This is a genomic window from Rhodococcus sp. 1R11 (genome assembly GCF_004563845.1).
GTDB lineage: Bacteria > Actinomycetota > Actinomycetes > Mycobacteriales > Mycobacteriaceae > Rhodococcoides.
This window is the reverse complement of record NZ_SPNG01000003.1, coordinates 308,164-332,947: the sequence shown is the minus strand read 5'-3', so window position 1 is coordinate 332,947 and position 24,784 is coordinate 308,164. Positions and strand designations below refer to the sequence as shown.

Sequence of the window (24,784 nt, the reverse complement as noted above, 5' to 3'; positions counted from 1 at the left end):
GGCTCGAGCCGGAATGCCCTGACCGCTACCCCTGGGGGGTATGTCTTGCTATCGTCGGTGACATGCATTCAGTGATCCGACGCCGTCGTCCGGGCTTTGCCTCGGCGACCGGATTGTTGATCGCGCTGACGATCCTCGGGGTACTGCTGATGCATTCGGTGGCACCGACCATGTCGGCACAAAGCGAGCATGCGGCCATGGCGTCGGCGACCCACCACGAGGACCCGGTTCAGGTGGCAGTCGGTGAGCACGACTGCCCGTCGGCACATCAGATGATGCATCCGTGCGCGGGAACCACCGTGTCGTGGGCTGCGCTGTCGGTCCCGGTGACGAGCGTCGATAGCGTCCATTCGGTCATCTCGGAGGACGGCATCGGTGGGCGAGTCCATTCCATATCGGAGCGTGCGCCGCCGTGGACCCTGTGTGAGTTGGACAGATCGGTGACCTTGCGAGTGTGACAGGCAGCCCGGTGGACGCACGACCACCGGCGGATCGACATACCTAGATCCCTGTATTTCACACTCGTTCAAGGAGATTCATATGCGTACAACACTCGTCGCTTCGCTGGCTGCCGCCACCGTGAGCGCGTTCCTCGTCGCCGGCTGCAGCAGCGACACCACGTCGGATTCGTCGATGTCGACTACCTCATCGGCTTCCGTTCAGGATTCGGCATCGGCATCGGCATCGGCGGAGTTCAACGACGCCGATGTCATGTTCGCGCGGATGATGTACCCGCACCACGCGCAGGCCGTCGACATGGCTGACATGATCCAAGGTCGCACCGACAATCCGGACGTCGTGGCGTTGGCGTCGGCGATCCAAGCCGCGCAGCAACCGGAAATGGACCGGATGACGGCCTGGCTCGCCGAATGGGGTCAGCCCGCACCCCCGTCGGACATGGGTGAGATGAGCGGAATGGACCACAGCTCGGGTATGGGCATGATGTCCCAGCAGGACATGGACGTCCTGACCGGTCTGTCGGGCCCGGAGTTCGACCGTCAGTGGCTGACGATGATGATCGAGCATCACGAGGGTGCGATCGAGATGGCGAACAAAGAGATTGCGGACGGCTCGAACCCCGACGCACAGGAGATGGCTCGCACGATCGTGGCCACGCAGCAGCAGGAAATCGACACGATGCAGCGAATGCTCGGCTGATCTGTTGTCGGTACGTTGCCGGGCCGCACCCCAGGCCGGGGCGCGGCCCGGCGGGGGACGGCTGCACGCCGTTGCCCTCGAGTACGCTGTGACGCGCGAGGAATTGTGTTCTGCGGGTCGGATCGAGGGAGAGTATCGACGATGTCACGTCCACGGGTCCTGGTCCTCGGCGGCGGGTTCGGCGGGTTGTATGCGACCCGCCGGCTGCACGGTTCGGATGTCGACATCACCGTTCTCGAACGAGGCACCTCTCACGTCTTTCAGCCGCTGCTCTATCAGTGCGCAACCGGCCTTCTCTCCGAAGGCTCGATCGCCAGCCCGTTGCGGCACCTGTTGCGCAAGCAGAAGAACGTCAAGGTGGCTCTCGGCGAAGCGACCTCGGTGACAACCGTGGGCGATGGCGGAGTGGTGACGGCGAGCCGCTTCGACGGGTCGACGTTCGAGTTGCCGTACGACTACCTCGTGGTTGCCGTCGGAATGCAGCAGGCCTATCACGGCCACGACGAATACGTGCAGTGGGCACCGGGCATGAAGACCCTCGACGACGCCTTGGCGATCAGGCGAAAGCTGATCTCGGCATTCGAGATGGCCGAGTCCCTGCCCACTCCCGAAGAGCGTCGGCCATGGCTCACCTTCGCCGTCGCCGGTGGAGGGCCCACAGGAGTCGAATTGGCTGGGCAGATACGGGAACTCGCAACCCGGGCGCTGGCGAAGGAATTCGATTCGATCCACCCGTCCGAAGCGCGCGTACTGCTGTTCCACGGCGGTGACCGAGTGCTCGAATCGTTCCCCGACTCCCTGACGAAGAAGGCTCAGCGCACCCTCGACACGGTCGGAGTCGAAACGCATCTCGGCGTTCACGTCACCGACGTCACGGCCACCGACGTCGAGGTGACCACCAAGGCCGAACCGAAGACAGTGACGCGCCATGAGACTCGCACCGTGCTGTGGACCGCAGGCGTCGAAGCGGTTCCGTTCGTGAAGCACCTGGCCGACGCCCTGGGCGTCGAGCAGGACAGATCCGGACGGATCGCCGTGCAACCCGACCTGTCCGTACCGGGTCACCGCAACGTGTTCGTCGTCGGCGACATCATGGCGTTGAACGGTCTGGCCGGTGTCGCCGAAGTAGCGATGCAGGGTGGACGTGCAGCGGGCGCAGCAATCGCAGCGGATGTATCCGGTTCTGCGCGTTCGGCATTCAAGTATCGAGACCTTGGCACGGCCGCCTACATCGCACGTGGACACGCGCTGGTGCAGGCCGGGCCGCTGAAGATGTCGGGATTCCTGGGCTGGGTGTCGTGGGGCGTCATCCACATCGCATTCCTGGCCGGTAAACGCAACCGAGCCGGGACGCTGATCAACTGGGGCGCAACACTTCTCAGCGGAACACGACGTGAACGGGCAATCACCTACGGCGACCCGGAAACGGCGCGCAAGCCGTACAACTGACCTGAGCGCCCACTATTTGCACTCTCGCACGGAATCCCGCTTTCGAGGGCGAATTGTGGACACTCAGATCAGTTGCTGGCGGTATCGACGGGGTCAGCCGATGCCGGGGATGAAGCCGGGGTAGACGAAGTGCCCTGGACCGCCGCCGGGGAGCAAGTGGCCCGTCGAACCCGGGTAGTCCATGTTCAGGTGAATCAGCTCGTGCGGGTTGCCGTTCGAGTCGGCCTGCCAACAGGAGCCCAGCACGCCATGGAATCCGGTGCAGACGATGCGAGTGCTGTTGCCGTACGGGGACGTCAATCGATTCTCACTGACGAAGGGGTTCCAGTAGTCCGGGTCCTGAGGCGTCAGGAATCCGGTGACGTCCTGCGGAGCCGTCGGGCTCGGATATGGGGGTGCGACGGGCCATTCGTCGGCGTTGGCGGTACCGACTCCAAGTGCGGCGGCACCTGCCACGACAGCAACCGTGACGGCGATACGACGAAACATGGCGCACTCCTGACGTTGGGTTCGCGTTGAATAGACCACACATGGCCGTCGATTGGGAAGCCCTCTAGATTGAACGCGTGAATGCAGCGGATCGCGTTTCGCCCGTAGTGGCCACGGCCATCGGCGGATTCGTGGCCGGATACTCGATTCGCGAATCGCTCGGCCAGGATGTGTTCCACATCGAGTCGACGGGGAAGTGGTACGGAGCGTTCGTCACCGCGCAGTGGGCAGGTTCTCTCACTGTTCTGACGGCGGTGCTGGTGCTCGTGATGGTCCATCGCCGTCGCCCCCGGATATCGGCTGCCGTAGCAACCGTTCTCGGCTCCCTGCTGGTGGCACTGCCGTCCTTCGTGCCGATCGCTGCCAATCAAGCGGTGACGACCAATGCGCTCGGCGCCGGCGCTCTGGTCGGCATCTGCGGATTCATCGCCGGTGGACGCAGGCTCCCGTCGGGCGGCCTTGCAGTAGGACTGCTGGGCTCGATGTTGTTCTACAGCGCGATCTCCCGGCTACGCGGACCGCGGGAGGGTCGGTGGATGGACGGCCTGGGGCCGTATCTGGTGGAATCCACGGTCCCGCTACTCCTCCTTCTCGCAACCACTGTCGTGTTGCTCGTTGCCGTCCGGCGGGCATCCGTGGGCCGATTCGAAACCTCCGACGCAGTAGCCGCTCTCGTGCTGGGATTCGTCTGTCTGGTGGTCTACATCTATCTGGGCAATACGACGTCGACGGCGGCCACGTGGATGTTCGCCGTCGCCATCGTCGTCTTGGTGGCATACGGTGTCGCGTTCGACCTCGGTGGCCGCGACGGTCGATACATGATGTCGGGCTTGGCGATAGCGGCATCAGGAGTCAATGCGCTCGGGTGGGGCGATGCGTCGTGGTGGATATTCGTTGTGACCGCGGTGTTGTTCGTCGGAGCGGTGGGAGTGGGCCTGCGACGCGACCTCACCCCCGCCGCGTGTGGTTTGCTGGCCGTCGTGACGGCCGCCGGTCTACTGCCGCCGATCGGAGACGACTCGATCAATGTCGTTGGGACTGTGTTCTATTGCGTGCTGCACCCCATCGCTGTCGGATTGCTTCTCGGATCGGCACGAGCGACGCGCACGGTGGCGTCGACCATCGGTCCGCTCGTGCCGTTCGCGCTGACGCTGTTCTCGGTGTCGGTGCCCGTGCCGCCGCGGGTGTTCGGTTGGGTGGACGGGACATCCGACGACTATGTGCCGCCCATTGTCTGGTTGAATTCGCCACTTCCCGTCGGCGTTGTCGTGGCGGTGATCGTCATCCTGGTGTGTCTCGTCCTCGGTTCGAGGGTCGAGCGCGAGCATCACGATCGCGTCTCGGATTCGTCCGGTCCATAACGCTCGGGACGTTTGCTCGAGGTAACGTCACCTCATCTTCGGCCGATGTAGAAACTCGACCGGTGTAACTCGACGAAAAGGTGAAACAGCGTGCCACGATCTCGACGACACGGCTTCCAGCGATTCGGTTCGGCTGCGGCCGTCGCCCTCGCAGTGGCGATTCTTCCGACCGCGCTGATGACGCCCGTCGCGTCCGCGGACGAACTGCCCGCCGCAACGACTCAGTCGAGCAACGGCTCGCGAATCGAATCGGTGAACACCCTCGACGGCCGTCAGGTTCAGCTCCAGGTGTACTCCGCGTCGATGAACCGCACCATTCCGGTGACGGTGCAGCTCCCCGCCGACGACAGCGTGTCGCGTCCGGTGCTGTACCTGCTCAACGGTGCAGGCGGCGGCGAGGATGCAGCATCGTGGCAGTCGCAGACCGACGCCGAGGCCTTCCTGTCGGACAAGAACGCGTACATCGTGACTCCGCAGAAGGGCAAGTGGTCCTACTACACCGACTGGCTGCAGGACGATCCGAAGCTCGGCAGCAACAAGTGGAGCACCTTCCTCGGTGAGGAACTGCCTCCGCTGATCGATGCGCAGTTCGACACAACGGGCAGGCAGTCGCTGGCAGCGTTGTCGATGACGGGCACGTCGGTTCTCAACATCGCGATCAAGTACCCGGGCAAGTTCACCGGCGTCGCGGCGTACAGCGGTTGCGCGCAGACCTCGGACCCCATCGGTCAGCAGTTCGTCAAGCTCGTCGTCGAGACGTACGGCGGCGGAAACGTCGAGAACATGTGGGGCCCGCTCGACGGCCCCGTGTGGCGCGAGAACGATCCGCTGCTCAACGCCGAGAAGCTGCGCGGCACCCAGATCTACATGAGCACCGGCAGCGGACTGCCCGGCATCCCGAACGACACCTTCGCCAACCCGCGCCTGAAGAACGACCCGGCGACGCTCGCCAACCAGGTCATCGTCGGCGGCGGCATCGAGCTGGCCACCAACTTCTGCACGTCCAACCTGGCCAAGCGTCTCGACCAGCTGGGAATCCCGGCAACTGTCGACTTCCGTCCGGTCGGCAACCACTCCTGGGGCTACTGGCAGGACGACCTGCACAAGTCCTGGCCGTTCCTGGCAGGATCGCTCGGCATCTGATTCCTCTCGTCACCGAAAGACGGCCACCCGCACCTCGTGTGTGGGTGGCCGTTTCTCGTTGTGGGGAGAGGTATGACTGCGTTCGAATCGAACGTATGATCGAACGATGGCACGACGCGCTCGACCTCGACCCGCGTCTGCCGTGCGTCCGTTCAAGATGCTCAGACCACCACTCAAGGTGTGGATCGATCTGAACGTCCTCTACCCGCTACCGCCACATCACGCGTCGAAGTTCAATCCGGAAGGCTTCGACGTTCGACGCGTGGTCCCGGGAGACCTGGTCGAATGGTCCATCACCGTGGACGGCGATTGGTTGGGTCGCGTCACCTACGAACTGATGTCGCGAGACCGGAGCGAAACCGTCACGCACTGGGTGCCCAGCCGGGCGCTGAAACCGCTGTAGAACGGCCGAAAGCCCCGCCTGAAAACGAGGCGGGGCTTTCGGGTGGTCACCTTCAGAAGCTGTGCTTACGCGCCTTCTTGGCGAGCTTGCGGGTGGTGCGCTTCGACGGAACGAACAGATGCGCAGCGCTGCGGCGACGGTTGCGGCGACGGATCAGCACGAATGCGACGGCACCGGCGGCGGCTGCGATGGCAGCGATGATCGGAGTGCCGACCTTAGCGGCCTCGGCCACGTCCTCGCTGTCGATGTTGCGGACCGTGGTCTTCACGTCGTCGGCGACGGCGGAGGCCTTCTCGGCTGCCTTGTCGGCGACCTGGGAGGCCTTCTCCTTCACGTCGTCGACGTCGACGTTCTCGACCTTGTCCTGCACGGTGCTCTTGACGTCTGCGGCCTTCTCGGCTGCCTTGTCGGCAACGTCCGCAGCTGCATGCTTGGCCTGCTTGGCCGCGCCGGCCGCGGAGTCGGCAACGCTCTCTGCGGCGTCGGAAACCTTGTCGGCAGCCTGCTGAGTGTTGGCCTTGGCCTGGTCGGTGGCCCCTTCGGCGCGAAGGCTGTCGTCACCGGTGGCCTCACCGGCCTTCTCCTTCGCAGTCCCGGCCAGTTCTTCTGCCTTGTGCTGAGCCTTGTCGATGAAGTCGGCCATCGGTATCCCTCTTTCGTGTAGGTCGTCTCCTGAATCCGGAGCCGTGGCGTCGCGGACGACGCCGGTAAGTATGAGTCGAAGTCGACGGTCCGAAACATACGTCCGACTACGGGTGTTTCGGGTCACTACGACGAGTAGCCGTATTTGTGCTGCTCGGCGGGCTGCGACTACTTCGTCGAACGCGGCCACCACGTCCTACGGCGTGCGCGCGTCGCACGCGCTGAGTAGGCCGTCGACAACGAGCGCCGGTCGAAGTCCAGTCCCGATCCTCTCGACGTGAGCAGGATCAGCGCGATGACTCCCGCAGCCCCGACCGCCACGGGAGTCATCGGCTACTGGTTCCGGTTGCGTTGGGTGTACACCCAACGAAGAGAGTTCGGTCCATGACAGCTCCTGTCTGTGTTGTCACGAAGGCTGCCATTGACACCGCCACCAGTCAATGGCACATTATGTGATGTTAGTCGCGGTGTCGCTGCTCGGTCGGCGTCCGGGCGATGGTGTTCGGTGAGACAGCGAGGCGCGTCGATGAATGCAGATACCTGGCCCGAGGTCGACGGTTCGACCCACGACAACTTCAGGGACGTGCTCATCATCGGTGCGGGAATCTCGGGAGTCGGAGCCGCGTATCGACTGCAGGAGATGGCACCGGACCTCAGCTACGCGATCCTCGAAGGGCGCGAGCGAGCAGGCGGTACCTGGGACCTGTTCCGGTACCCGGGAATTCGTTCGGACAGCGACATCTTCACGTTCTCGTTTCCGCACACGCCGTGGCAGGGAAACACCCTGCTTGCCCATGGCGAAGACATTCGCAACTACATCGTCGATACCGCTCACACCAACGGCATAGACGAGCACACGCACTTCTCGACCTCCGTCGTTGCGGCGAACTGGGATTCGTCGACCGACCTGTGGACCGTCGACACGCTGTCCGACGGCGTTCCGCGGACGTATCGAAGTCGATTCGTGTTCTTGTGTACCGGCTACTTCGACTACTCGGGTGGGTACACCCCTGACCTTCCCGGGATGGAGAAGTTCACCGGGCAGGTGGTGCACCCCCAGCAGTGGCCGGAAGATCTCGACCACACCGGCAAGCGCGTCGTCGTGATCGGAAGTGGCGCGACCGCAATCACTTTGGTGCCTTCGCTTGCGGTCGATGCTGCGTCGGTGACGATGCTGCAGCGTTCACCCACGTACATTGCGTCCCTGCCGATGACCGATCCGTTCACCACACTCACTCAGCGTGTGCTGCCGGACTCCCCCGCGCACACTGCACTGCGGTGGCGCAATGCGCTGTTGATGGTCGGCTCGTATCAGCTGTGTCGACGTGCGCCGAAGACGGCCCGCAGGGTGTTCCGAGCGATGACGAAGGCGCAGCTTCCGCGTGGATACGATATCGACAAGCACTTCAAGCCGACGTATGCCCCGTGGGACCAGCGGCTGTGCGTCGTGCCGGACGGCGATCTCTTCAAAGCCATTCGCTCCGGCCGCGCGACCGTGGTGACCGACCGGATAGCCGAGATCACCGCCGACGGGATCCGGTTGGAATCCGGTGACGAGATCCCCGCCGACATCATCGTCACCGCAACCGGATTGAAGCTCCAGGCGTTCGGGGGTATCGAATTGTCTCTGGACGGTGAGCGGCTCGAAGTGCACGACAAGTTCGTCTACAAGGGTCACATGCTCGAGGACGTACCCAACGTTGCATGGTCCATCGGGTACACGAATGCATCGTGGACGCTCAAGGCCGACATGACGGCGCAGGCAGTAGCAAAACTGTTGGTGTACATGCGGTCTCACGGCTACACCCATGCAATCCCGGACCGGCAGGGCAAGGCCGTCGACTCTCGTCCGGTCGTCGACCTCGCCTCCGGATACGTCACGCGTTCCCTGAACGAGCTACCCAAATCAGGGACCGAACGTCCCTGGTCGGTGCGGCAGAACTACATTCTCGACAGGATCGACGCACGATTCGACGATCTGACGGAATCGATGACATTCGGCCTAGCCGACAACGCACGTGTGGCGGCGGCGGATATCGCGCCCGTATACCGCATCTGGCCGAGAAAGGTCGGCACGCAGTGACTTCCGACATCGACGGTCTGACCCTTGCGCACACGATCCGGGGTGAGGGCCCTACATTGGTGCTCATTCACGGCATCGTGCACCGACAACATGCGTGGGACAGTGTCGTCGAGATATTGGCGCGGCACCGACGAGTGGTGACGGTGGACCTGCCCGGTCACGGCGCCTCACCGGACTTGCCCACCGAGGAATTCGATCTGGGGCCGTGGATCGTTGCCGAGCTGGAGCGATTCCTCGAGCACGTGGCGGTGGACGGCGAGAAGCCGCACGTGGCCGGTAATTCGTTGGGTGGATACTTCGCGATGGAGCTCGCCGCCCGCGGGTCGGTCGCCTCGGCGACCGCTCTCTCACCGGCGGGGTTCTTTCGCGGACACTGGGATCAGACCCGCGCGCTACTCGTGTTCCGTCTGTTGCGAGCGTTGTCTCGAGTGATGATCCCGATTGCACCTACCGTCATGCGTTCGGCCGTCGGACGCACGATCGCCAACGCCGTCTTCTACGCAAAGCCGTGGCGTGTTCCTGCGGCAACGGCCACGATCGACGCGCTCAGCATCACCACCAATCGTGCGATCGACGCCGCCGGAAACGCAGTGCCGCGCTTCAGTGTTCCGGTCGACGAGACGGTGCCCGTCACGGTCGCCTGGGGACGCCGAGACCTGGTGTTACCGGTGTATCAGGCACCGCTGGTGCGTCGAACGTTCCCGCAGGCAGACGTCCGCACGTACTCGGGGCTCGGGCACGTGCCGATGTCGGACGATCCGGAGTTGGTTGCCTCGATTCTGCTGAGGGGATCACGATCCGTCTCGCGCTCGGCGTGAACATGACAGAGAAGGTCGACGGCCGAAGCCATCGGTGGCACGATCACCGAGTCACTCGGCGTCGAGAACTACTCGACTGCACACTGGCCGCCATTCGTCGGCATGGGCACGGCATCGGAATGAACGAGATCGCCGCAGCGAACCACGTCTCGAAAACTGTTCTGTACAAACACTTCGTCGACAAGAAGGGTCTCGCCGACGCCGCGATGGCGCACTACGTCGAGATTGCGCTGGTACCTCGGATCCGGGACGCGATCTCCGGGGACCTCGACGAATACCACCTCACCCGTGCCGTGATCACCGCCTACGTCACGACGGTCGCCATCGATCCCGAGATCTACATCTACGTGCACACGAACAATGCCGTCGGTGGCAATCAGGACATCATCACCGCATCGGAGGAACTGATCGCAGAGTTGCTGGCAACCGTCATTGCCGACAGATTCCGCGAGCGGGAGTTCTCGACGGCCGGCTCGATGCCCATAGCGTTCGCCATGATCGGTGCGGTGCGGTTGGCGTCGCACTGGTGGATGTTCGACCGGACCATGACGGTCGACGAACTCATCGACTACCTCACCATGATGGTCTGGGGCGGTATCGCGGGGATAGCGCGCGCTGCCGGCTCCGTCACGACCTTCACCTCGAGGCCACATTCGTTGACACTCGAGGCCTGAGCGCCCTCCTCCGACATCAGCGATCGAACACCGCACGAACGTTCGTGGAATCCGGCACGGACTGGCAGGCCAGTCGGACGCCGTGCTGCAGTTCGTGTTCGTCGAGCGTCTCATTGGCGAGCATGGTCACCGTGCCCTCGGTGAGGGTGTATGCACAACCGCCGCAGGTTCCTTCGCGGCATACGTACGGCGGGTCGAGACCCAACTCGAGAAGTCGGTCGAGCAGCTTGGTGTCTGCATTCCAAGCGAACTCGGTCTCCATTCCGTCGATCTCGACCTGAGCGGTGACGGAGTTCGCGCCCGGTTCGTCGGAAATCTTCGCCTCGCCGGGCCGAAACGGATTCGAGTCGAAGGAGGAGAACACCTCGCGATGGGTTCTGCGCGCCACCGTGCCGGTACGAGCGAGCCACTCCTCGGCGACGTTCATGTACTGCGCTGGGCCGCACAGGAAGACCTCGCAATCGGCCGGAATGTTCGCACCCAGCGAAGCCAGTCCCGCAGCAGTGGGCAAGCCCGATTCCGAGGTGTACCAATGGTGAATGTTCAGTCGCTCGGGAAAGCGAGACCGCAGTTCGGTCAGTCGCTCTGCGAAGATGACCGAGTCGCGGTTCTGGTTGGCGTAGACGAGAGTGATCCGATTCTCGTGCTGCAACAGGGCGGTCTCGAGGATCGACATCATCGGGGTGATGCCACTGCCGGCGGCCAGCAGGACGAAATGGTCGTCCCAGCTCGCGGGTCCGAACATGCCCGACGGCTTCAGTGCCTTGAGCCGCATCCCACGAACAGCGTTGTTGTGCAACCAATGTGATGCCTGACCGTCCCGAATTCGCTTGACGGTCACGGTGGGGAGTGGGCTGCGTACCGGAGAGCTCGAGAAGGAGTAGCAGCGGGCCACCGAGCCGCCGTCGGTGCAGGGAATCTCGAGGGTGACAAATTGCCCCGGCTCGTACCGAAAGTCTGCTGGTCGGTGCTCGGGTACCGCGAACCCGATGGAGATCGCGTCTTCGGTCTCGTAGATCACCTCGGCGATCTCCAGCTCGAAGATTCTGTCCTCGGGACCGCCGGTAGACACATCGATGGCCTCCGATGGCGCGCTCCTGAACATCGTCACGTGTGCTCGCTCCCTTGCGCTTTCGGTGTCGGCCCTCACTGTTGCATACTTCGCCACCAATTAATAGGCCATTGACAAATGGCGAATAGCAGGTGAAGGTGGCGTGGTGACTTCGACCACCTACGACGACTACCTGCCTCACGGTGCATCCAAGGTGGGGTCTCGGCGAACTCGACTGGCTGCCTTGACGACCCGGCTGACTCTGCGTCCGATGACGAACCGGCTTCCGACGTCCCAGCGTGGCATCGAGTTCTCCCGACGGCTCGTCGCCACCTCGATGAACCTGTTCGGTCCCGTCCCCAAGGGCACGAGAGTGGACCTCGTAGCCGACGGCCCGGTACGCGGTGAATGGGTGCGAGCACCCGGCCTGACGCCCGGGCCGCGCGTGATCCTCTACATCCACGGCAGTGCGTACGTCATCTGCTCGGCGCGAACACATCGTGGTCTGACCGCGCGATTGTCCGCCGCGACCGGCCTGCCGGTGTTCACGGTCGACTACCGGCTGGCCCCGGAACACCCGTTTCCCGCCGCAGCCGACGACCTGGAGGCCGCGTACCGCTGGCTGCTCGGCCAGGGCTACTCCGCTGCGAACATCGTCATCGCCGGGGACTCGGCCGGCGGTCACCTCGCTGCCGATCTGATCATCGAGAACGACCGAACCGGTACACCGCAACCGGGAGCGATGGTGCTGTTATCGCCGCTGATCGACCTCGACTTCGAGCTGTCGGCGCGGATGGAACGCACCCGCAAGGACCCGATGATCTCGGCGAAGGCAGCGCGAGGACTGGTCTCGCTGTACACCGACGGCCACGATGCGAATCTCCCGCGTCTCCGGCTCGATCTCGGACGTGTGCGGGAGCTGCCACCGACGCTGATCCAGGTCGGGGGAGCCGAGATGCTTCGGGGCGACGCACGACACCTGCACGCCATGATCGACGCGGCGGGCGGACGAAGCGAACTCGAGATCTGGCCCGATCAGATGCACGTGTTCCACGCTCTCCCACGGCTGATCCCTGAGGCTGCCCAGGCGCTCGAGCATGCGGCCGCATTCATCGCGCAGGTGCTCGACAACCAAGCCCTACAACATGATTCGAAAGAACAGGTAAGTCGATGAGAAGCAAGACCGGAAAGCCGTCGTACGGTTCCAGAGCGGTGGTGACCGGCGCGGGCAGTGGTATCGGCCGTGCCTTCGCGCTCGAACTCGCCCGGCGCGGAGGCGTCGTCATGTGTGCCGACATCTCGTTACCGCGGGCGCAGGAGACGGTGGCGATGGTGCAGGCTCTGGGCGCGATCGGCTTCGCTGTCGAATGCGATGTGTCGATCCGCGAGAGCGTCGAGGAGTTGGCGCTTCGAGCGAGTATCGAGTTCGACGGGCCCACCACGGTACTGGTCAACAACGCTGGGGTCGGGATCGGCGGAAAGCCGGTCGGGGAAATCGGTTTCGAGGACTGGGAGTGGGCGCTGGGGATCAACCTCTGGGGCGTCGTCCACGGTTGCGAACTGTTCACCCCCGGCCTTCGAGCGGCGGGTGAAGGCGGCATCATCAACGTCGCGTCCGCCGCGGGCTTCGCTGCCGCGCCGTTGATGGGCCCGTACAACGTCGGGAAGGCTGCGGTGATGAGCCTGTCGGAAACGATGGCGGCGGAACTGTCGGGTAGCGGTGTGCGCGTATCGGTTCTGTGCCCGACGTTCGTCAAGACCAACGTGGCCGTCGACGGCCGAATCACCGCGAGCTCGTCGCGCCTCGCCGAATTCGCGATGCGTTGGACCGGACGATCGCCCGACAAGATCGTGGCCCGGACTCTCGACGCGTTCGACAAGGGCCGCCTCTACGTCGTACCGCAGTTCGACGCCAAAGCCGTATGGCGATTCAAGAGACTGCTGCCTGCCGTGTACGTGCGCTTTCTCGGATTGCTCAATCGTGTGATGCCCGCCGAGCAGCAGCCGGCGAAGAACGAATCCCGTACCTCGACAACCACAGGAGCCTGACATGGCAATGGATTTCGAAGACATGTTGACCAAGATCAAAGACCGCCAGTGGGCTCTTGCCGACATCGACTGGGACGGTCCGGGAGCCGAGACCATCAGCCCGGAACTGCACGCCAAGCTCAAGCCGTTCATGTCCGATCTGATGTGGATCGAGAACGTGGGCGCACGCGGTTTCGCGGCGATGGCGCTCAAGGCACCGAACGAGACGCTGGCGGAGATCTATCGCTACTTCCACGCCGAGGAGCAGAAGCACGCCAACGCCGAGCTCGCGCTCATGCGGCGGTGGGGCATGCTCGACGGCGACGAGATGCCCGAACCGAACATCAACGTCAAGCTCGTCATCGACTGGCTGGACAAGCACTCGGACGGGCTGTCTCTGACCGTGCTGGGCACCGTCATTCCGATGCTCGAGGTCGCGTTGGACGGCGCACTGGTGAAGTTCATCATGGACGAGATCGACGATCCGGTGTGTCAGGCAGTGTTCAAGAAGATCAACTCCGACGAATCGCGCCATTTGGCTGTCGATTTCGCTGTCATCGAATTACTCGGGCATTCCCGGATGCGCAAGCTTGTGGTCGAGACCATCGGTGCCTGGATGAACCCGGCCCTCGTCGTCGGATTGCTGCGGTACATTCCACTGCTGAACAAGATGCGCGACAACATCGTCGAGATGGGAGTGGACGAGCAGCGGCTCTACACCGCGATGAAGCGATTCCGCAGTGTCGGTGAGCGTAGCCCCGAGGCACTCCGCGTTCCGATGTACCGATTTGTGCAGTGGCACAGCAGCATTGTCATCAACCGCAAGCACCCGTACCACGTCCTCGCGGACGGCCTGGTCAAGCTCACTCGCCGGTACCCGAGCAAGACGCTCAATTCCGAGCCGACGTGGGCCCAGGAACTGACCTACGAGCCCGTCGCATGATCGGATCAGAGGTGCTCGACGTCGCGATCATCGGAGCTGGATTCGCCGGAATCGGAACGGCGATCAGATTGCGCAACAGTGGGATCGACAACTTCGCCATTCTCGAACGTGGCACCGCGGTCGGTGGTACGTGGCGCGACAACACCTATCCCGGCGCAGCCTGCGACATCCCGTCGAGGTTGTATTCGTACAGCTTCGCGCCCAATCCGAACTGGTCGCACACCTACTCGGGGAGCGGTGAAATTCTGGACTACATCCACACGATGGTGCGTGAATTCGACATCGAGTCGCGTATTCGATTCGAGCACAACGTCATCGACATCGCGTGGGACGAGGCCGCCGGATATTGGTCCGTGCGCATCGACGGCCGAGACGATGTGCGTGCCCGTGCCGTCGTCATGGCCTCCGGTCCACTCGCCAACGCCAGCCTGCCCAACATTCGCGGCATCGAGACCTACGAGGGGCACAAGATTCACAGTGCCCGTTGGGATCACGACTACGACTTCGCCGGGAAGAAGGTGGCCGTCGTCGGAACGGGGGCCAGCGCCGTACAGATCGTGCCGGAATTGGTCAAGATCGCAGACACAGTCAAGGTGTTCCAACGCACCCCCGGTTGGACACTGCCCCGGGTGAACCGAAAGACGAAGGACGGGACGAAGCGTCGATTCACCCGATATCCGCAGTCGCAGACACTCGCACGGTCGATGTGGTTCTGGGGTCACGAGTCCGTCGCTCTGGGTGTCGTCTGGAAGACCCCGTTGACCCGGGTGGTGGAGTTGGTCGGCCGAGCGCACCTACGCCGTCAGGTCCGCGACCCATGGCTGCGACGGCAGTTGACACCTCGGTTCCGGGCGGGGTGCAAACGGCTGTTGATGACCAGCGAGTACTACCCGGCACTGCAGAAACCGAACTGCACACTGGTGACCTGGCCGATCGCGACCCTCGCGCCCAAAGGAATTCGGACCGTGGAAGGCGTCGAGCATCAGTTCGATGCCATCGTCTTCGCCACCGGATTCGACGTGTCCAACACCGGAACTCCCATCCCGATCACCGGACGCGACAACCGTGTGCTCGCCGACGAATGGAGCGCAGGAGCCAAGGCGTACAAGAGCATTGCGGTATCGGGATACCCGAACATGTTCTTCACCTTCGGCCCGAACTCCGGCCCAGGGCACAGCTCGGCCCTGGTCTACATGGAGGCGCAGATCGAGTACATCGTCGACGCCGTGTCGTCGATCATCGACGGAGATCTACAGAGTCTCGAGGTCCGGCAGGACGTGCAGGACGCCTACAACGCCGAACTGCAACGCAAACTCGACAAGACGACGTGGAACTCCGGTTGCAGCAGTTGGTATCTCACCGAGGACGGCTTCAACGCCACGATGTTCCCCGGCTTCGCGACGCAGTACGTGAACCAACTTCGACGCGTCGAGCGGGAGGACTACACGGCCGTCCCGCGCGTCCTCGAACTCCCGAACGAGCCGGCCAGGGCCGTCGCGCACTCCTGAGGGCCGAAAGGGGTAGCGGATGGGGGTTCTCCCGAAAGATCCGGCTGCCCTGATCCGAAGGCAGACAAAGCGCCGGGCCTTGCCGAGCAGGAGAAATCTCTGCGCCGATGTGCGCTTTCGTCGCGATGATGTGTGCAGCCGACTTCCCTTCCACCGCGCGTTCGACGTATATCCTGTGGGTCGACGCGCGGTGGAGGTAGGGAGCTCGGTGGAATATCGAATCGACGACTTGGCCAGGGAGGCCAAGACGACAACTCGGAACGTGCGGGCGTACCAGGAACGTGGTCTGCTCCCGCCGCCTACTCTCAGAGGCCGCGTCGGCATCTACGGTGAGGACCATCTGACTCGTCTGAAGGTCATCGATTCGCTGCTCCAGCGAGGTTTCACCTCGGCTCACATCGCAGACTTCCTGTCCGGTTGGGAGCAAGGCAAGGACCTGGAAGAAATCCTGGGCCTGCAGGAAATCGTGACTCGAAAGTGGTCGTCGGCCGAGACCACGGTCATACCCGTCGAATTGATCGCACAATTTCTCGGTGAGGACAACGATGCGATCGTCGCGCGCCTCATCGAGGCGAAACTGATCAGGATCGACGGGGATCAGGCCGAGATCCTCGACCCCACCCTGCTCGAGGTGTTCGTCGACCTGAGCCAGTACGGGTTCACCCTGGAACGACTGCTCGACCAGCACGAGCGGACCGCGTCGAAAATGAACGAAATCGCCGAGTCGATGGTCGGGAGCGTGACCGACCATCTGGCCGCGAAACACGGTCCAGGTTGGCTGCCCAAGTCCGGAGAGGTAGCCGAGACCACCGAGATGTTCGAGAAGATGCGCAGCCTTGCCATTAAATCGGCACAAGCAGAACTGGCCCGCGCCCTGGACCGGGTACAGGAACGAGCCCTCAACGACTATCTGTCGGAGACTCTGTCGAAGCGCACGTGACGTGGTTTGAAGCCTGCCACAATCGGACATACCTGCCCTTCGACAGCCGAACGGCGGCTGACCGCCTAAGGGGGCACCAATGAGGTTCGTAACGTTGATCGTTCTGGTTTGGCTGATCATCGGCGCATTCGCGTCGTATCAGCGCGGAGACTTCGAGAACGCGCCCGAGAACTGCGCAGGTGCGGGCACCATCGCACTGACCGTCGTCGCAGGTCCGCTCAACTACTTCGGAATCAACCCCGAGGTCACGGACTGCAACGTCACCGTGCCGCAGCCCAGCGAGTGATCTGAGTCGCTGACCGCGCGCTCGCGGGGCGCCTTCCCTAACCTGGTGAGGTGTTCCGCGGACGCTGGTTGCTGTTTCTCGCCCTGGCGATCCCGGTTGTCCTGGTGTCGTCGGTGGGGGTCGGCGGCTACCTCGCGTTCACCAAGGCTCGGGTGGATCCGCTCGTTGCCGCCGACGCCATCGTGGTGCTCGGCGGCGAACACGACGGACGCGAGGCCTACGGCATCTCGCTCGCCCAACAAGGCCTGGCCACAACAGTGGTGCTGTCCGATCCCTACGGATCCAGCGATCCCACGATGAAGAAAGCCTGCGCGGCGTCCACCGAAAAATTCGAGGTGCTGTGCATTCCGCCGTCGCCCTCGACCACCCGTGGCGAAGCCATGTTCACCGAAACCCTTGCCCGCGAACGCGGCTGGAACCACGTCATCGTCGTCACGTGGCGGTATCACCTCCCGCGTGCCCGGTACATCTTCGATCAGTGCTTCGACGGAACCGTCACGATGCGTCCGACGCCTCGCGCGTACGACTTCTCACTCGTCGAATGGGAGTTCACATACCTGTACCAAATCGCAGGGTTCGTGAAGGCCGGAGTGCAGGGCTCCTGCCAGGATTCGGGAACCGACTGACCGGATTCGGTCACAGAATCTTGTGATAGAGCGTGACACCGGACTTCCACGCCAGGAAGCCGAACATCACCGCGGCGATTCCACCCACCACGTTCGCGCCGAAGAACAGTGCTGCCGAGCGATAGCGACGATCTCGCGCAAGCCCGATCGTCGCCAGCGTCGTCCCCGCCAACGGAGCCACCGACGCCAGAAACCCGACCGCGACCACGGAACGAACAGCGGCCGGCGGATCGAGAGCGAACACCAACCCCAGCGCTGCACACGCCACCAGATTCAATGCCGTCACCCGTCGCCGCGACCGCAGGGCGAACGAGAACACGAACTGGCCCAGAGCCGCGAGTCCGCCGCCGACCGCCACCAGAATCAGCGTCGTCACAGCGCCGGGCTCGTTCGTGCCGGTCTCGTGATCGCTGCCCCGACCGCCATCGCGATCAACGCGAGCACCGGCGTCGCCACCAGATAGATCACCGAATTCCACGCCCCGCGATGGGTGACCGCCTGAAACGCATACAGACCGAACGTCGTCAGACCGCACGCAAGCCCGAACAGCCCGGCCCGAGTCACCGGAGCCCGACGACCGGACAGATACCCCAACGCAGCGCCGACGAGCAGACAGCCGAACACATTCACACCGAACGTGGACAACAACTGCCACCGCGGCGTCGCCCGCCACGTCCACACCTCGTACCGAAACGCCGCACCGACCGCGCCGCCCACGATGACCGCGACGTACTCCCCGAGCGAGCGACGACGCAGACCGCGACCGTCCATGGAATGCAGTCCGTCGATCACCTGGAAGAGCCTAATGCGATCGATACACCTCAGCTGAGTGAGCCGACGGCGGCAAACCAACCCGAAGCCGACCCCGAGGGGACTCAATGTCACGTTCGGTGGACTTTTCGGGGGTCAATGTCACGTTGAGTGGACTTCGGCGGCGGTGGCGGGGCGGGGGAGCGAGGTAAAGTCCTCGTGTGACTGCGGACGAAGCGGGGCTCGGACCCCAGCATTTCGATGTGATTGTCGAGTGGCGTGATGAGGATGTTGTTCTGTCGGTGTCGGGCGAGTTGGATTTGGTGACGGCTCCTGATCTGGCGGAGTCCGTGGCTTTGGTGCTCGAGAAGTCGCCGTCGGCTGTGGTGATCGATCTCAGTGATGTCGGTTTCCTCGCATCCGCTGGTATGTCGCTGTTGGCGTCGACGCATCAGCAACTGGGCGGTACTGCCGGGTTTGCCGTGGTGGCGGACGGTCCGGCGACGGGGCGTCCGTTGACTTTGGTCGGGCTCGACGAGGTGTTCGGCATCTATGCGACGGTCGACGAGGCGCTCGTTGCGATTCATGCGGGTAGATCCTGAAGTTTTGGGTAGACGGGATTCATGATGGCGACTCTCTTCGGAGGTGACGACTCACGTACCGACAGTTCGATCTCGACGGCAGGTGCGCGAATGGAAGAACTGCTGTTCACCGACGAACCTGCCGATGCGGATCGAGCGTCAGAGCTTCGGCGTGAACTCGGTGACTGGCTGAACGAGTTGGGCGTCGACCCGGATCGCGCGTACGACGTCGTGTTGGCGACGTACGAGGCGATCGCGAACAGTGTCGAACATGCGTATCGGGATCACACCGACCGAGGAACCCTCGATATTCGAGTGCTGTGCGGTGCGCAGGGCCGGATCGATGTGAAGGTCACCGACCGCGGCGACTGGGCGACCCGCAATTCCGATCCCAACCGAGGCCGGGGCGTCCCACTGATGCGGGCGCTGGCCGATACCGCGGCGGTGACGTCGGATCAGAACGGCACCACGGTCCACATGATCTGGGACGCGATCGGTACCAGCTGATCGTTGCTGCACACTGACTACATGGTCGATGTGCAGATCGCGACAGCCGAGAAGAAGAAAATAACGGTACCCAACCTACGGGTGCTGTGGCAGTTCGTTCGGCCTCATCGGCGCACCCTGATTCTGGGCATGATGCTCGGCCTGATCGGTACCGGCACGGCGTTGGCTACGCCGATGGTCGCCAAGGGTGTGCTCGACGGACTCGGCACCGACGCGTCGCTGATCGTGCCCGTCGTCGTTCTGGTGGCCCTACTGGTCGTCGGCTCGGCCGTTCTGTATCTGCAGTGGATCGTGCTCGGGGTGTTGGCCGAGCGGATCGTGCTCGACGCACGCAAGTCGATCGTGCGGAAGTATTTCGGTGCCCCGGTCGGCAGCTTGAACACTCGGCCCACCGGCGAGCTGGTCACCCGTGTCACCTCCGACACCGTGCTGCTGCGTGAGGCGACATCGAATGCGTTGGTGGCCATAGTCAACAGCGTGGTGGGTCTGGTGGGCGCGTTGATCCTGATGGCAGTTCTCGATCTGGTGTTGTTGGGCGCGATCGCGGTGGCCATCGTGGCGATCGCAGTGTTGTTCGCCCGGCTGATGCCTCCGATCGCCATCGCGCAGAGGCAATCACAGGAGGCGATCGGACGACTCGGCGGCATTCTCGACGGCACCCTGCGGGCCATCCGAACAGTGAAGCCCAGCAGAGCCGAGACTCGCGAATCCGAACGCGTCATCGCGGAGGCTCGGACCTCCGCACGGCACAGCGTTCACGCCGTCAAGATCTCGGCACTGGCGTGGACGTTCGCGGGCGGCGGCGTACAACTGGCCATCATCGGCATTCTCGGCCTCGGTGGCTACCGCGTCAGCACCGGAGATCTTGCGGTGTCCAGCTTGATCGCGTTTCTGCTCTACGCATTTCAGGTCATGAGCCCGGTCTCCACTCTCGCCACCAACATCACCGCGCTGCAAGCGGGTATGGCCGCGGCGGCGCGGATACGTCAGATCGACGACCTCGTCGTCGAAGTGGGAGAGGAAGGTGCACCCGCGCCGACACGTTCCGTCGTCGACGCCGCTCCGGCACTCGAATTCCGAAGTGTGACAGCGCGTTACGGTCCGGGTCGGGAGCCTGCCGTGCGAGGGATCGACCTGGACGTGCCCGCGCGTGGCCACACAGCGATCGTCGGTCCCTCCGGTGCTGGTAAGACCAGCGTGTTCTCGTTGATCCTGCGGTTCCTGACGCCCGAGAGCGGCGAGATACGGCTCGGCGGAACGCCGTACAGCGAGCTGACGATCGACGAGGTGCGCTCTCGACTGTCCTACGTGGAACAGGAGACGCCGGTGATCCCCGGTTCGGTGCGGGAGAACCTGTTGTTCAGTCATCCGAATGCCAGTGAGGACGACATCTGGGCGGCTCTCGAGTCGGTGCATCTGGATTCGACCATCCGCGCTCTGGACGAGGGGTTGGACACCGATCTGATCGGTTCGACAGTCTCCGGCGGGCAGCGGCAACGAATCGCGTTGGCGCGAGCCATCGTTCGACGTCCGCAGATCCTACTTCTGGACGAGGCGCGCCTCAGGTCGATGGGCGCACCGAGGCGGCGATCCACGAGGTGATCCGTTCCATCGCGCTGGACGCTGCCGTCGTCACCATCGCGCATCGGTTGTCCACCGTGCTCGATGCGGACACCATCCTGGTGATGGACGACGGGGTGGTACGCGCTCGCGGAACGCACGCGGAGCTCATGGCGTCGGACGATCTGTATCGAGAACTGTTGGCCGCGTTGAGAATCGGAGACAGCGCGCCCGACCTGACAGCGGGCCGCCCGTGAGACCTAGCGGCCGGACTCGGTGGTCGTCGGGTCGTCGGTCGAGTCCTCGTCGGTAGTCGTCGTGGTTGTTCGGTCCGACCGTTTGGTCGTGGTTCGGGGAGGCCGCGTGGTCGACTGAGGCCGCTCCGGCGTCGTCGTCGGCGGCTTGGCGGTGGTGGGTACCGCGACCTGCCAGGTGGGCGACGGCGGCACCACGACGATCGCAGACGTCGGTGACACCTGGACCGAACTGAGGGAGTCCGATTTCAGGGCGGGCGGCCGAACATCCTGGCTCGAATCGTCGAACGCGCCGCCGAGAGCACCGATGACCAGACCCACGGTGACGGCTACCCCGGCACTCGCCACTGCTGCCAACGCGATGACCTTGTCGCGCATGAACAGACCCTAACGCCGTGGCCGTACCCGGGTGGTCGGCAATGATGCGAGAACGTTACCGCAGCGCGCGAATTCGTGGTGGGTCGAAGGTTACGGCTGCGCCAATCGGAGAACGCTCGGCAATGATTCTGCGATCATCTCGCCGGCCTGCTCGTACACGGACGGGTCGCGGCGGTACGGGTCGCCGATATCCAGCGTCTCGACGCTGTGGACGGCCCGCGCGTCGGCGAGGGCAGCAACCGATCGTGCGCCCGACGCCGCGGCCAGGCCCGACGCCTCGAGCAAGGTGAAGGTGCGACGCATGTGTCTGGGCGAGAGAGCGAGCACGGCATCGCGATGCGACGCAGTCATCGTCAGGACGAGTTCGGCGTCGGCGGTGATCGCCGGAGTGAGGCGTCGAGCCACGAAGCCCTCGGGGTCGCCGCCGAGTTGCGACAACACCAACGCGGCCGTCGGGTCCATCGCGTGCCCGGTCAGACCCTGTGTTCCGGCGCTGCTCGCGGTCAGCTCGAATTCCCCCTCGCGGGCGAAGGCGACCGCGAGGCGCTCGGCAGTCGGAGAGCGGCAGATGTTGCCGGTGCAGACGAACAGAACTCGCATGCCGCAACTGTAGTGGTGTGGTCGGGTGCCCCAGGGGGCACCTGAACGCACCACTGCGGCGGAGCCGCACCGACGCGCTACAGTGATCAATTGGGGGATCGAGACAGGTTCGTGACATAACGTCTCGGCGTGTGTTGACGGGGAAATCGACAAGAGGCAGGTAATGACCGAAGTTCTCGGTGTGTCGGTGGGGGCCAGCGCAGTGCGCATGGCTCGACCCGACCTGCGCCCTCAGGATTCGGGACGCCTCGACTTCCATCACGACACCGTCGACGCCTACTGGGACCGGGCCGAGGAATTGGCCGCCGAGTCCATCGGCGTGGTGCTTTCGCAATCGGGCAACGGTGGCCCCGTGCAGGCAACCGGCGTTGCCTACCGCGATCAGCAGCAGTTCGGTGAGATCCAACAGGCCATGGCCGGTCAGCGGCTGTACAACTATCGGCTCGTTCCCGAGGCTCGGGCTGCGCTGCAGTACCTCGAAGTGTCGGGCGAGCTGGGCCATTTCGGCACCATCGCGTTGTACGACCTGGGCAGTTCGGGTCTGACGATCAGCGTGATCGACCGCGGTACGGGTCAAGTTCTGCTGGCCGAACGCACCATCGACATCAGTGGCGACGACTTCGATCGCCTGGTCGCCGACAATCAGTTGGCCAAGCAAGGCGTCGATATTGCCGACAATCGAGAACTGAGCGCATTCACCGCCCGGTGCCGCGTCGCCAAGGAGCAATTGTCGACCAGCGGCGCAGTGTGTCTCCCGGGCGATGGCGGAGTCATCCTGATCTCGCGCGAGGCATTCGAGTCACTGGTGACCGTTCCGATCGAGTACTCCGCTCGCCTGGTTCGTGACGTCATCGCCCGTTCTCCCAAGCACGTCGACGCGCTGTTCCTGATCGGCGGCGGAGCCCGAATACCGCTGGTCGAAGCAATACTCGATGCCTGGGTCGGGTTGCCCGTCGTCACTCCGGCAGATCCCGAATCGGTTGCGGCCCGTGGAGCTGCTCTGCTCGCCACACCGGTCGTCGAGGCTCCGCACCAGCCGGTTCCCCCGCCGAACCTTCAGTCGAATTCACAGCCGAATCCGCACCCGGGTGGACGGCAGTCCGCGGCCGAGCCCGCGTCACTGAGCGGTGCACCCGACTGGTTGACCCCGGAACCCACGTCCGACAAGCCTGCGGACTCGAAGCGCAAGGTGCGCGGTGCCGTACTGGTCGCGGGTGGTCTCGTTGCGGTCGCCGCCCTCGGCCTGTCGCTCGGATACGGGGGTGGGTCGACGGCCCCGACCAGTGCACCGGCAGATTCGCCGGTACCGATCACCGCAGGTCCCACGACGACCCGGGTCACCCCGACACCGACGACACCACCGCCGACGACCACGCCGCCGCCCACGTCCGCTCCTGCCCAGGCTCCGGCTCAGACGTACTCCGAACCCGAGTACGTGCCGCCCGCGGCACCGGCTCCTGCGCCTGCCCCGGCACCGCTGATTCCCGGTCTGCCGCAGATTCAGCTTCCGCAGATTCAGCTGCCGCCGCCACCGGTCATTCAGCTGCCGCGCTTCTAGCGGCGTTCGTTCACGGCAACTGCAGCGCGGCGAGTACCGCCAGATGATCGCTGTCGGGGATCGGTAACGGCTGCACCGATTGTGCACGGATGTTCTCGCTGGTCACCACATGGTCCAACCGTGCCAAGGGGCGTTCGGAGGGAAAGGTGCGAAACAGCCCTGCCCCCGCAGCGTCGGCCGCATCGGAGAACGGAGCCGATGCCAGGCTGCGGAATTGCCGGTGATCGTCGGTCGCATTGAAGTCGCCGGCGACGATCGCCGTGTTGTCATAGGTGTCCATGATGGCCCGCATCCTCGCCAGGTCCGCGTCCCACTGGGTGGTGTGGCGCGGCGTCGCGGGGGACATCGAATGGAACGAGACGAGGGTCAACGGCCTGCCGTCGACGACGGTGTTCGCCTGCACCGGCACGAAGCCGAAGTCCTTCAGCTTCGTTCCGTCGGTCAAGGGTGTCCGGCTCCACAATCCGGTGCCGTCGGCCACGGGCAGTGCGGCGGTGAAGGAGAACGGCAGCAGGTTGTCCAAACCGGCACCCTGCAGGTCGATCACTTCCTCGGGCGTGAGTTCCTGCACAGCGAGCACGTCGACGTCGTGGTCACGGACTGCGTCGACGATAGCTCTGGCATCGGCGTCACCGTGCGCCACATTGACCGTGAGTACGGACAGATCCGGGCCGGAGTTGTTCGGCCCGTCGGCCAGGAACATCGGCACCTGGACGCCCACGACAGCGATGGTGACGACGGCAGCGACCGCCGACCCGATACGTGAGCTAGCGGCGGCGAAGAGCAGGAGCGCCGCGACCGTGGCGACTCCGAGGTACGGAGAACCGACCACCAAAGCGACGAAAGTGATCTCGGTGACACCGACCTGACGAACGACGAACAGTCCGAGAGCTACGGCGACAAGACACCACCCCACGACCAGCGCTGCGCTGCGAAAAAAACGGCGCATCGCGCCCGTGCCTCCTCGTGTCCGCCCGAGATGGGCATGGATGTT

29 protein-coding genes and 1 pseudogene are annotated in these 24,784 nt (G+C 63.9%); 21 read left to right on the top strand and 9 right to left on the bottom strand.

The window, feature by feature from the left end:
- Positions 1-62: 62 nt before the first annotated feature.
- From E4P29_RS07405 to E4P29_RS07395, 3 genes are all read left to right on the top strand, one after another.
- Positions 63-458, top strand: a complete 396-nt coding sequence (locus tag E4P29_RS07405) for a DUF6153 family protein (RefSeq protein ID WP_135043251.1) — start codon at positions 63-65, stop codon at positions 456-458.
- A gap of 82 nt (positions 459-540) precedes the next feature.
- On the top strand, positions 541-1,158 hold the full coding sequence (locus E4P29_RS07400; RefSeq protein WP_135043248.1) for a DUF305 domain-containing protein: 618 nt from the start codon (positions 541-543) through the stop codon (positions 1,156-1,158).
- Positions 1,159-1,299: 141 nt separating this feature from the next.
- Positions 1,300-2,607, top strand: coding sequence for an NAD(P)/FAD-dependent oxidoreductase (locus tag E4P29_RS07395; protein WP_135043245.1), 1,308 nt, complete (start codon positions 1,300-1,302; stop codon positions 2,605-2,607).
- A 93-nt stretch (positions 2,608-2,700) separates the two neighbouring features.
- Here E4P29_RS07395 and E4P29_RS07390 read toward each other — a convergent pair whose 3' ends face one another.
- Positions 2,701-3,096, bottom strand: coding sequence for a hypothetical protein (locus E4P29_RS07390; protein ID WP_135043242.1), 396 nt, complete (start codon positions 3,094-3,096; stop codon positions 2,701-2,703).
- 77 nt (positions 3,097-3,173) lie between these two features.
- On the opposite strand from E4P29_RS07390, the gene E4P29_RS07385 reads away from it, so the two are divergent.
- From E4P29_RS07385 to E4P29_RS07375, 3 genes are all read left to right on the top strand, one after another.
- On the top strand, positions 3,174-4,457 hold the full coding sequence (locus E4P29_RS07385; protein ID WP_135043239.1) for a hypothetical protein: 1,284 nt from the start codon (positions 3,174-3,176) through the stop codon (positions 4,455-4,457).
- 177 nt (positions 4,458-4,634) lie between these two features.
- Positions 4,635-5,600: an alpha/beta hydrolase family protein gene (locus E4P29_RS07380; protein WP_245154214.1), complete on the top strand. Its 966-nt coding sequence runs from the start codon at positions 4,635-4,637 to the stop codon at positions 5,598-5,600.
- A gap of 106 nt (positions 5,601-5,706) precedes the next feature.
- The gene (locus E4P29_RS07375; RefSeq protein WP_135043237.1) at positions 5,707-6,003 is read left to right on the top strand and encodes a hypothetical protein; all 297 of its coding nucleotides are present in this window, start codon (positions 5,707-5,709) and stop codon (positions 6,001-6,003) included.
- A 460-nt stretch (positions 6,004-6,463) separates the two neighbouring features.
- Here E4P29_RS07375 and E4P29_RS26295 read toward each other — a convergent pair.
- Both E4P29_RS26295 and E4P29_RS25895 read right to left on the bottom strand, forming a co-directional pair.
- Positions 6,464-6,646: pseudogene (locus E4P29_RS26295) on the bottom strand (CsbD family protein); the annotation flags it as partial.
- A gap of 167 nt (positions 6,647-6,813) precedes the next feature.
- Positions 6,814-6,975 (bottom strand): hypothetical protein, encoded by a 162-nt coding sequence (locus tag E4P29_RS25895; protein WP_155291285.1) that lies wholly within the window; start codon positions 6,973-6,975, stop codon positions 6,814-6,816.
- A 196-nt stretch (positions 6,976-7,171) separates the two neighbouring features.
- Between E4P29_RS25895 and E4P29_RS07365 the strand changes: the two genes are divergently transcribed.
- Genes E4P29_RS07365 through E4P29_RS07355 form a run of 3 tightly spaced genes read left to right on the top strand, consistent with a single transcriptional unit; the run spans position 7,172 to position 10,220 of the window.
- On the top strand, positions 7,172-8,728 hold the full coding sequence (locus tag E4P29_RS07365; protein ID WP_135043231.1) for an NAD(P)/FAD-dependent oxidoreductase: 1,557 nt from the start codon (positions 7,172-7,174) through the stop codon (positions 8,726-8,728).
- A gap of 17 nt (positions 8,729-8,745) precedes the next feature.
- A complete protein-coding gene (locus E4P29_RS07360) occupies positions 8,746-9,546 on the top strand; it encodes an alpha/beta fold hydrolase (RefSeq protein ID WP_135043571.1) in 801 nt (266 codons plus the stop codon).
- Positions 9,547-9,548: 2 nt separating this feature from the next.
- Positions 9,549-10,220: a TetR/AcrR family transcriptional regulator gene (locus E4P29_RS07355; RefSeq protein ID WP_245154204.1), complete on the top strand. Its 672-nt coding sequence runs from the start codon at positions 9,549-9,551 to the stop codon at positions 10,218-10,220.
- 16 nt (positions 10,221-10,236) lie between these two features.
- Here the strand turns inward: E4P29_RS07355 and E4P29_RS07350 are convergent, their stop codons facing one another.
- Positions 10,237-11,325: a 2Fe-2S iron-sulfur cluster-binding protein gene (locus E4P29_RS07350; RefSeq protein ID WP_245154213.1), complete on the bottom strand. Its 1,089-nt coding sequence runs from the start codon at positions 11,323-11,325 to the stop codon at positions 10,237-10,239.
- A 112-nt stretch (positions 11,326-11,437) separates the two neighbouring features.
- Here E4P29_RS07350 and E4P29_RS07345 point away from each other — a divergent pair, with 112 nt between their 5' ends.
- The 7 genes from E4P29_RS07345 to E4P29_RS07315 all read left to right on the top strand — a co-directional run bounded on the left by E4P29_RS07345 (position 11,438) and on the right by E4P29_RS07315 (position 17,602).
- Entirely contained in the window at positions 11,438-12,445 is a 1,008-nt protein-coding gene (locus tag E4P29_RS07345; RefSeq protein WP_280634529.1) for an alpha/beta hydrolase, read from the top strand.
- Positions 12,442-13,320: an SDR family NAD(P)-dependent oxidoreductase gene (locus E4P29_RS07340; protein ID WP_135043222.1), complete on the top strand. Its 879-nt coding sequence runs from the start codon at positions 12,442-12,444 to the stop codon at positions 13,318-13,320. Before E4P29_RS07345 ends, E4P29_RS07340 begins: the two co-directional genes overlap by 4 nt.
- Position 13,321: 1 nt before the next feature.
- Positions 13,322-14,242 (top strand): ferritin-like domain-containing protein, encoded by a 921-nt coding sequence (locus E4P29_RS07335; protein WP_135043219.1) that lies wholly within the window; start codon positions 13,322-13,324, stop codon positions 14,240-14,242.
- Positions 14,239-15,750, top strand: coding sequence for an NAD(P)/FAD-dependent oxidoreductase (locus tag E4P29_RS07330; protein ID WP_135043217.1), 1,512 nt, complete (start codon positions 14,239-14,241; stop codon positions 15,748-15,750). Before E4P29_RS07335 ends, E4P29_RS07330 begins: the two co-directional genes overlap by 4 nt.
- Positions 15,751-15,958: 208 nt before the next feature.
- The gene (locus tag E4P29_RS07325) at positions 15,959-16,690 is read left to right on the top strand and encodes a MerR family transcriptional regulator (RefSeq protein WP_135043215.1); all 732 of its coding nucleotides are present in this window, start codon (positions 15,959-15,961) and stop codon (positions 16,688-16,690) included.
- A 79-nt stretch (positions 16,691-16,769) separates the two neighbouring features.
- The gene (locus tag E4P29_RS07320) at positions 16,770-16,976 is read left to right on the top strand and encodes a hypothetical protein (protein WP_027495611.1); all 207 of its coding nucleotides are present in this window, start codon (positions 16,770-16,772) and stop codon (positions 16,974-16,976) included.
- Positions 16,977-17,026: 50 nt separating this feature from the next.
- Positions 17,027-17,602 (top strand): YdcF family protein, encoded by a 576-nt coding sequence (locus E4P29_RS07315; RefSeq protein ID WP_135043214.1) that lies wholly within the window; start codon positions 17,027-17,029, stop codon positions 17,600-17,602.
- A gap of 10 nt (positions 17,603-17,612) precedes the next feature.
- On the opposite strand, the gene E4P29_RS07310 is transcribed toward E4P29_RS07315, so the two are convergent.
- Both E4P29_RS07310 and E4P29_RS07305 read right to left on the bottom strand, forming a co-directional pair.
- Positions 17,613-17,978 carry a CrcB family protein gene (locus E4P29_RS07310; protein WP_135043212.1) on the bottom strand — a complete coding sequence of 122 codons (366 nt, stop codon included), beginning with the start codon at positions 17,976-17,978 and terminating at the stop codon, positions 17,613-17,615.
- Positions 17,975-18,394 carry a CrcB family protein gene (locus tag E4P29_RS07305; RefSeq protein ID WP_245154203.1) on the bottom strand — a complete coding sequence of 140 codons (420 nt, stop codon included), beginning with the start codon at positions 18,392-18,394 and terminating at the stop codon, positions 17,975-17,977. The genes E4P29_RS07310 and E4P29_RS07305 overlap by 4 nt, the downstream gene beginning before the upstream one ends.
- Positions 18,395-18,618: 224 nt before the next feature.
- Here E4P29_RS07305 and E4P29_RS07300 point away from each other — a divergent pair, with 224 nt between their 5' ends.
- The 4 genes from E4P29_RS07300 to E4P29_RS26290 are packed head-to-tail and all read left to right on the top strand — an operon-like array spanning position 18,619 to position 21,257.
- Complete coding sequence (locus tag E4P29_RS07300) at positions 18,619-18,954, top strand: STAS domain-containing protein (protein WP_135043562.1); 336 nt, start codon at positions 18,619-18,621, stop codon at positions 18,952-18,954.
- Positions 18,955-18,975: 21 nt separating this feature from the next.
- Positions 18,976-19,440 carry an ATP-binding protein gene (locus E4P29_RS07295; RefSeq protein ID WP_027495616.1) on the top strand — a complete coding sequence of 155 codons (465 nt, stop codon included), beginning with the start codon at positions 18,976-18,978 and terminating at the stop codon, positions 19,438-19,440.
- Between the two features lie 21 nt (positions 19,441-19,461).
- A complete protein-coding gene (locus tag E4P29_RS07290) occupies positions 19,462-21,042 on the top strand; it encodes an ABC transporter ATP-binding protein (RefSeq protein WP_245154202.1) in 1,581 nt (526 codons plus the stop codon).
- Positions 21,039-21,257 (top strand): hypothetical protein, encoded by a 219-nt coding sequence (locus tag E4P29_RS26290; RefSeq protein WP_245154201.1) that lies wholly within the window; start codon positions 21,039-21,041, stop codon positions 21,255-21,257. Before E4P29_RS07290 ends, E4P29_RS26290 begins: the two co-directional genes overlap by 4 nt.
- A 3-nt stretch (positions 21,258-21,260) precedes the next feature.
- Here E4P29_RS26290 and E4P29_RS07285 read toward each other — a convergent pair whose 3' ends face one another.
- Positions 21,261-21,632, bottom strand: a complete 372-nt coding sequence (locus tag E4P29_RS07285; protein ID WP_135043210.1) for a hypothetical protein — start codon at positions 21,630-21,632, stop codon at positions 21,261-21,263.
- Between the two features lie 90 nt (positions 21,633-21,722).
- The gene (locus E4P29_RS07280) at positions 21,723-22,232 is read right to left on the bottom strand and encodes a low molecular weight phosphatase family protein (RefSeq protein WP_135043208.1); all 510 of its coding nucleotides are present in this window, start codon (positions 22,230-22,232) and stop codon (positions 21,723-21,725) included.
- Positions 22,233-22,395: 163 nt separating this feature from the next.
- Here E4P29_RS07280 and E4P29_RS07275 point away from each other — a divergent pair, with 163 nt between their 5' ends.
- Positions 22,396-23,790 (top strand): Hsp70 family protein, encoded by a 1,395-nt coding sequence (locus tag E4P29_RS07275; RefSeq protein ID WP_135043206.1) that lies wholly within the window; start codon positions 22,396-22,398, stop codon positions 23,788-23,790.
- A 10-nt stretch (positions 23,791-23,800) separates the two neighbouring features.
- Here the strand turns inward: E4P29_RS07275 and E4P29_RS07270 are convergent, their stop codons facing one another.
- The gene (locus E4P29_RS07270; RefSeq protein ID WP_135043204.1) at positions 23,801-24,739 is read right to left on the bottom strand and encodes an endonuclease/exonuclease/phosphatase family protein; all 939 of its coding nucleotides are present in this window, start codon (positions 24,737-24,739) and stop codon (positions 23,801-23,803) included.
- Positions 24,740-24,784: the final 45 nt, after the last annotated feature.

Coding starts and splice junctions, on each gene's coding strand:
- E4P29_RS07405 (WP_135043251.1), top strand. CDS start 63: ATGCATTCAGTGATCCGACGCCGTCGTCCGGGCTTTGCCTCGGCGACC.
- E4P29_RS07335 (WP_135043219.1), top strand. CDS start 13,322: ATGGCAATGGATTTCGAAGACATGTTGACCAAGATCAAAGACCGCCAG.
- E4P29_RS07390 (WP_135043242.1), bottom strand. CDS start 3,096: ATGTTTCGTCGTATCGCCGTCACGGTTGCTGTCGTGGCAGGTGCCGCC.
- E4P29_RS07285 (WP_135043210.1), bottom strand. CDS start 21,632: ATGCGCGACAAGGTCATCGCGTTGGCAGCAGTGGCGAGTGCCGGGGTA.
- E4P29_RS07270 (WP_135043204.1), bottom strand. CDS start 24,739: ATGCGCCGTTTTTTTCGCAGCGCAGCGCTGGTCGTGGGGTGGTGTCTT.
- E4P29_RS07275 (WP_135043206.1), top strand. CDS start 22,396: ATGACCGAAGTTCTCGGTGTGTCGGTGGGGGCCAGCGCAGTGCGCATG.
- E4P29_RS07340 (WP_135043222.1), top strand. CDS start 12,442: ATGAGAAGCAAGACCGGAAAGCCGTCGTACGGTTCCAGAGCGGTGGTG.
- E4P29_RS25895 (WP_155291285.1), bottom strand. CDS start 6,975: ATGACTCCCGTGGCGGTCGGGGCTGCGGGAGTCATCGCGCTGATCCTG.
- E4P29_RS07295 (WP_027495616.1), top strand. CDS start 18,976: ATGATGGCGACTCTCTTCGGAGGTGACGACTCACGTACCGACAGTTCG.
- E4P29_RS07350 (WP_245154213.1), bottom strand. CDS start 11,325: ATGTTCAGGAGCGCGCCATCGGAGGCCATCGATGTGTCTACCGGCGGT.
- E4P29_RS07355 (WP_245154204.1), top strand. CDS start 9,549: ATGACAGAGAAGGTCGACGGCCGAAGCCATCGGTGGCACGATCACCGA.
- E4P29_RS07320 (WP_027495611.1), top strand. CDS start 16,770: ATGAGGTTCGTAACGTTGATCGTTCTGGTTTGGCTGATCATCGGCGCA.
- E4P29_RS07290 (WP_245154202.1), top strand. CDS start 19,462: ATGGTCGATGTGCAGATCGCGACAGCCGAGAAGAAGAAAATAACGGTA.
- E4P29_RS07380 (WP_245154214.1), top strand. CDS start 4,635: ATGACGCCCGTCGCGTCCGCGGACGAACTGCCCGCCGCAACGACTCAG.
- E4P29_RS07330 (WP_135043217.1), top strand. CDS start 14,239: ATGATCGGATCAGAGGTGCTCGACGTCGCGATCATCGGAGCTGGATTC.
- E4P29_RS07365 (WP_135043231.1), top strand. CDS start 7,172: ATGAATGCAGATACCTGGCCCGAGGTCGACGGTTCGACCCACGACAAC.
- E4P29_RS07395 (WP_135043245.1), top strand. CDS start 1,300: ATGTCACGTCCACGGGTCCTGGTCCTCGGCGGCGGGTTCGGCGGGTTG.
- E4P29_RS07400 (WP_135043248.1), top strand. CDS start 541: ATGCGTACAACACTCGTCGCTTCGCTGGCTGCCGCCACCGTGAGCGCG.
- E4P29_RS07280 (WP_135043208.1), bottom strand. CDS start 22,232: ATGCGAGTTCTGTTCGTCTGCACCGGCAACATCTGCCGCTCTCCGACT.
- E4P29_RS07375 (WP_135043237.1), top strand. CDS start 5,707: ATGGCACGACGCGCTCGACCTCGACCCGCGTCTGCCGTGCGTCCGTTC.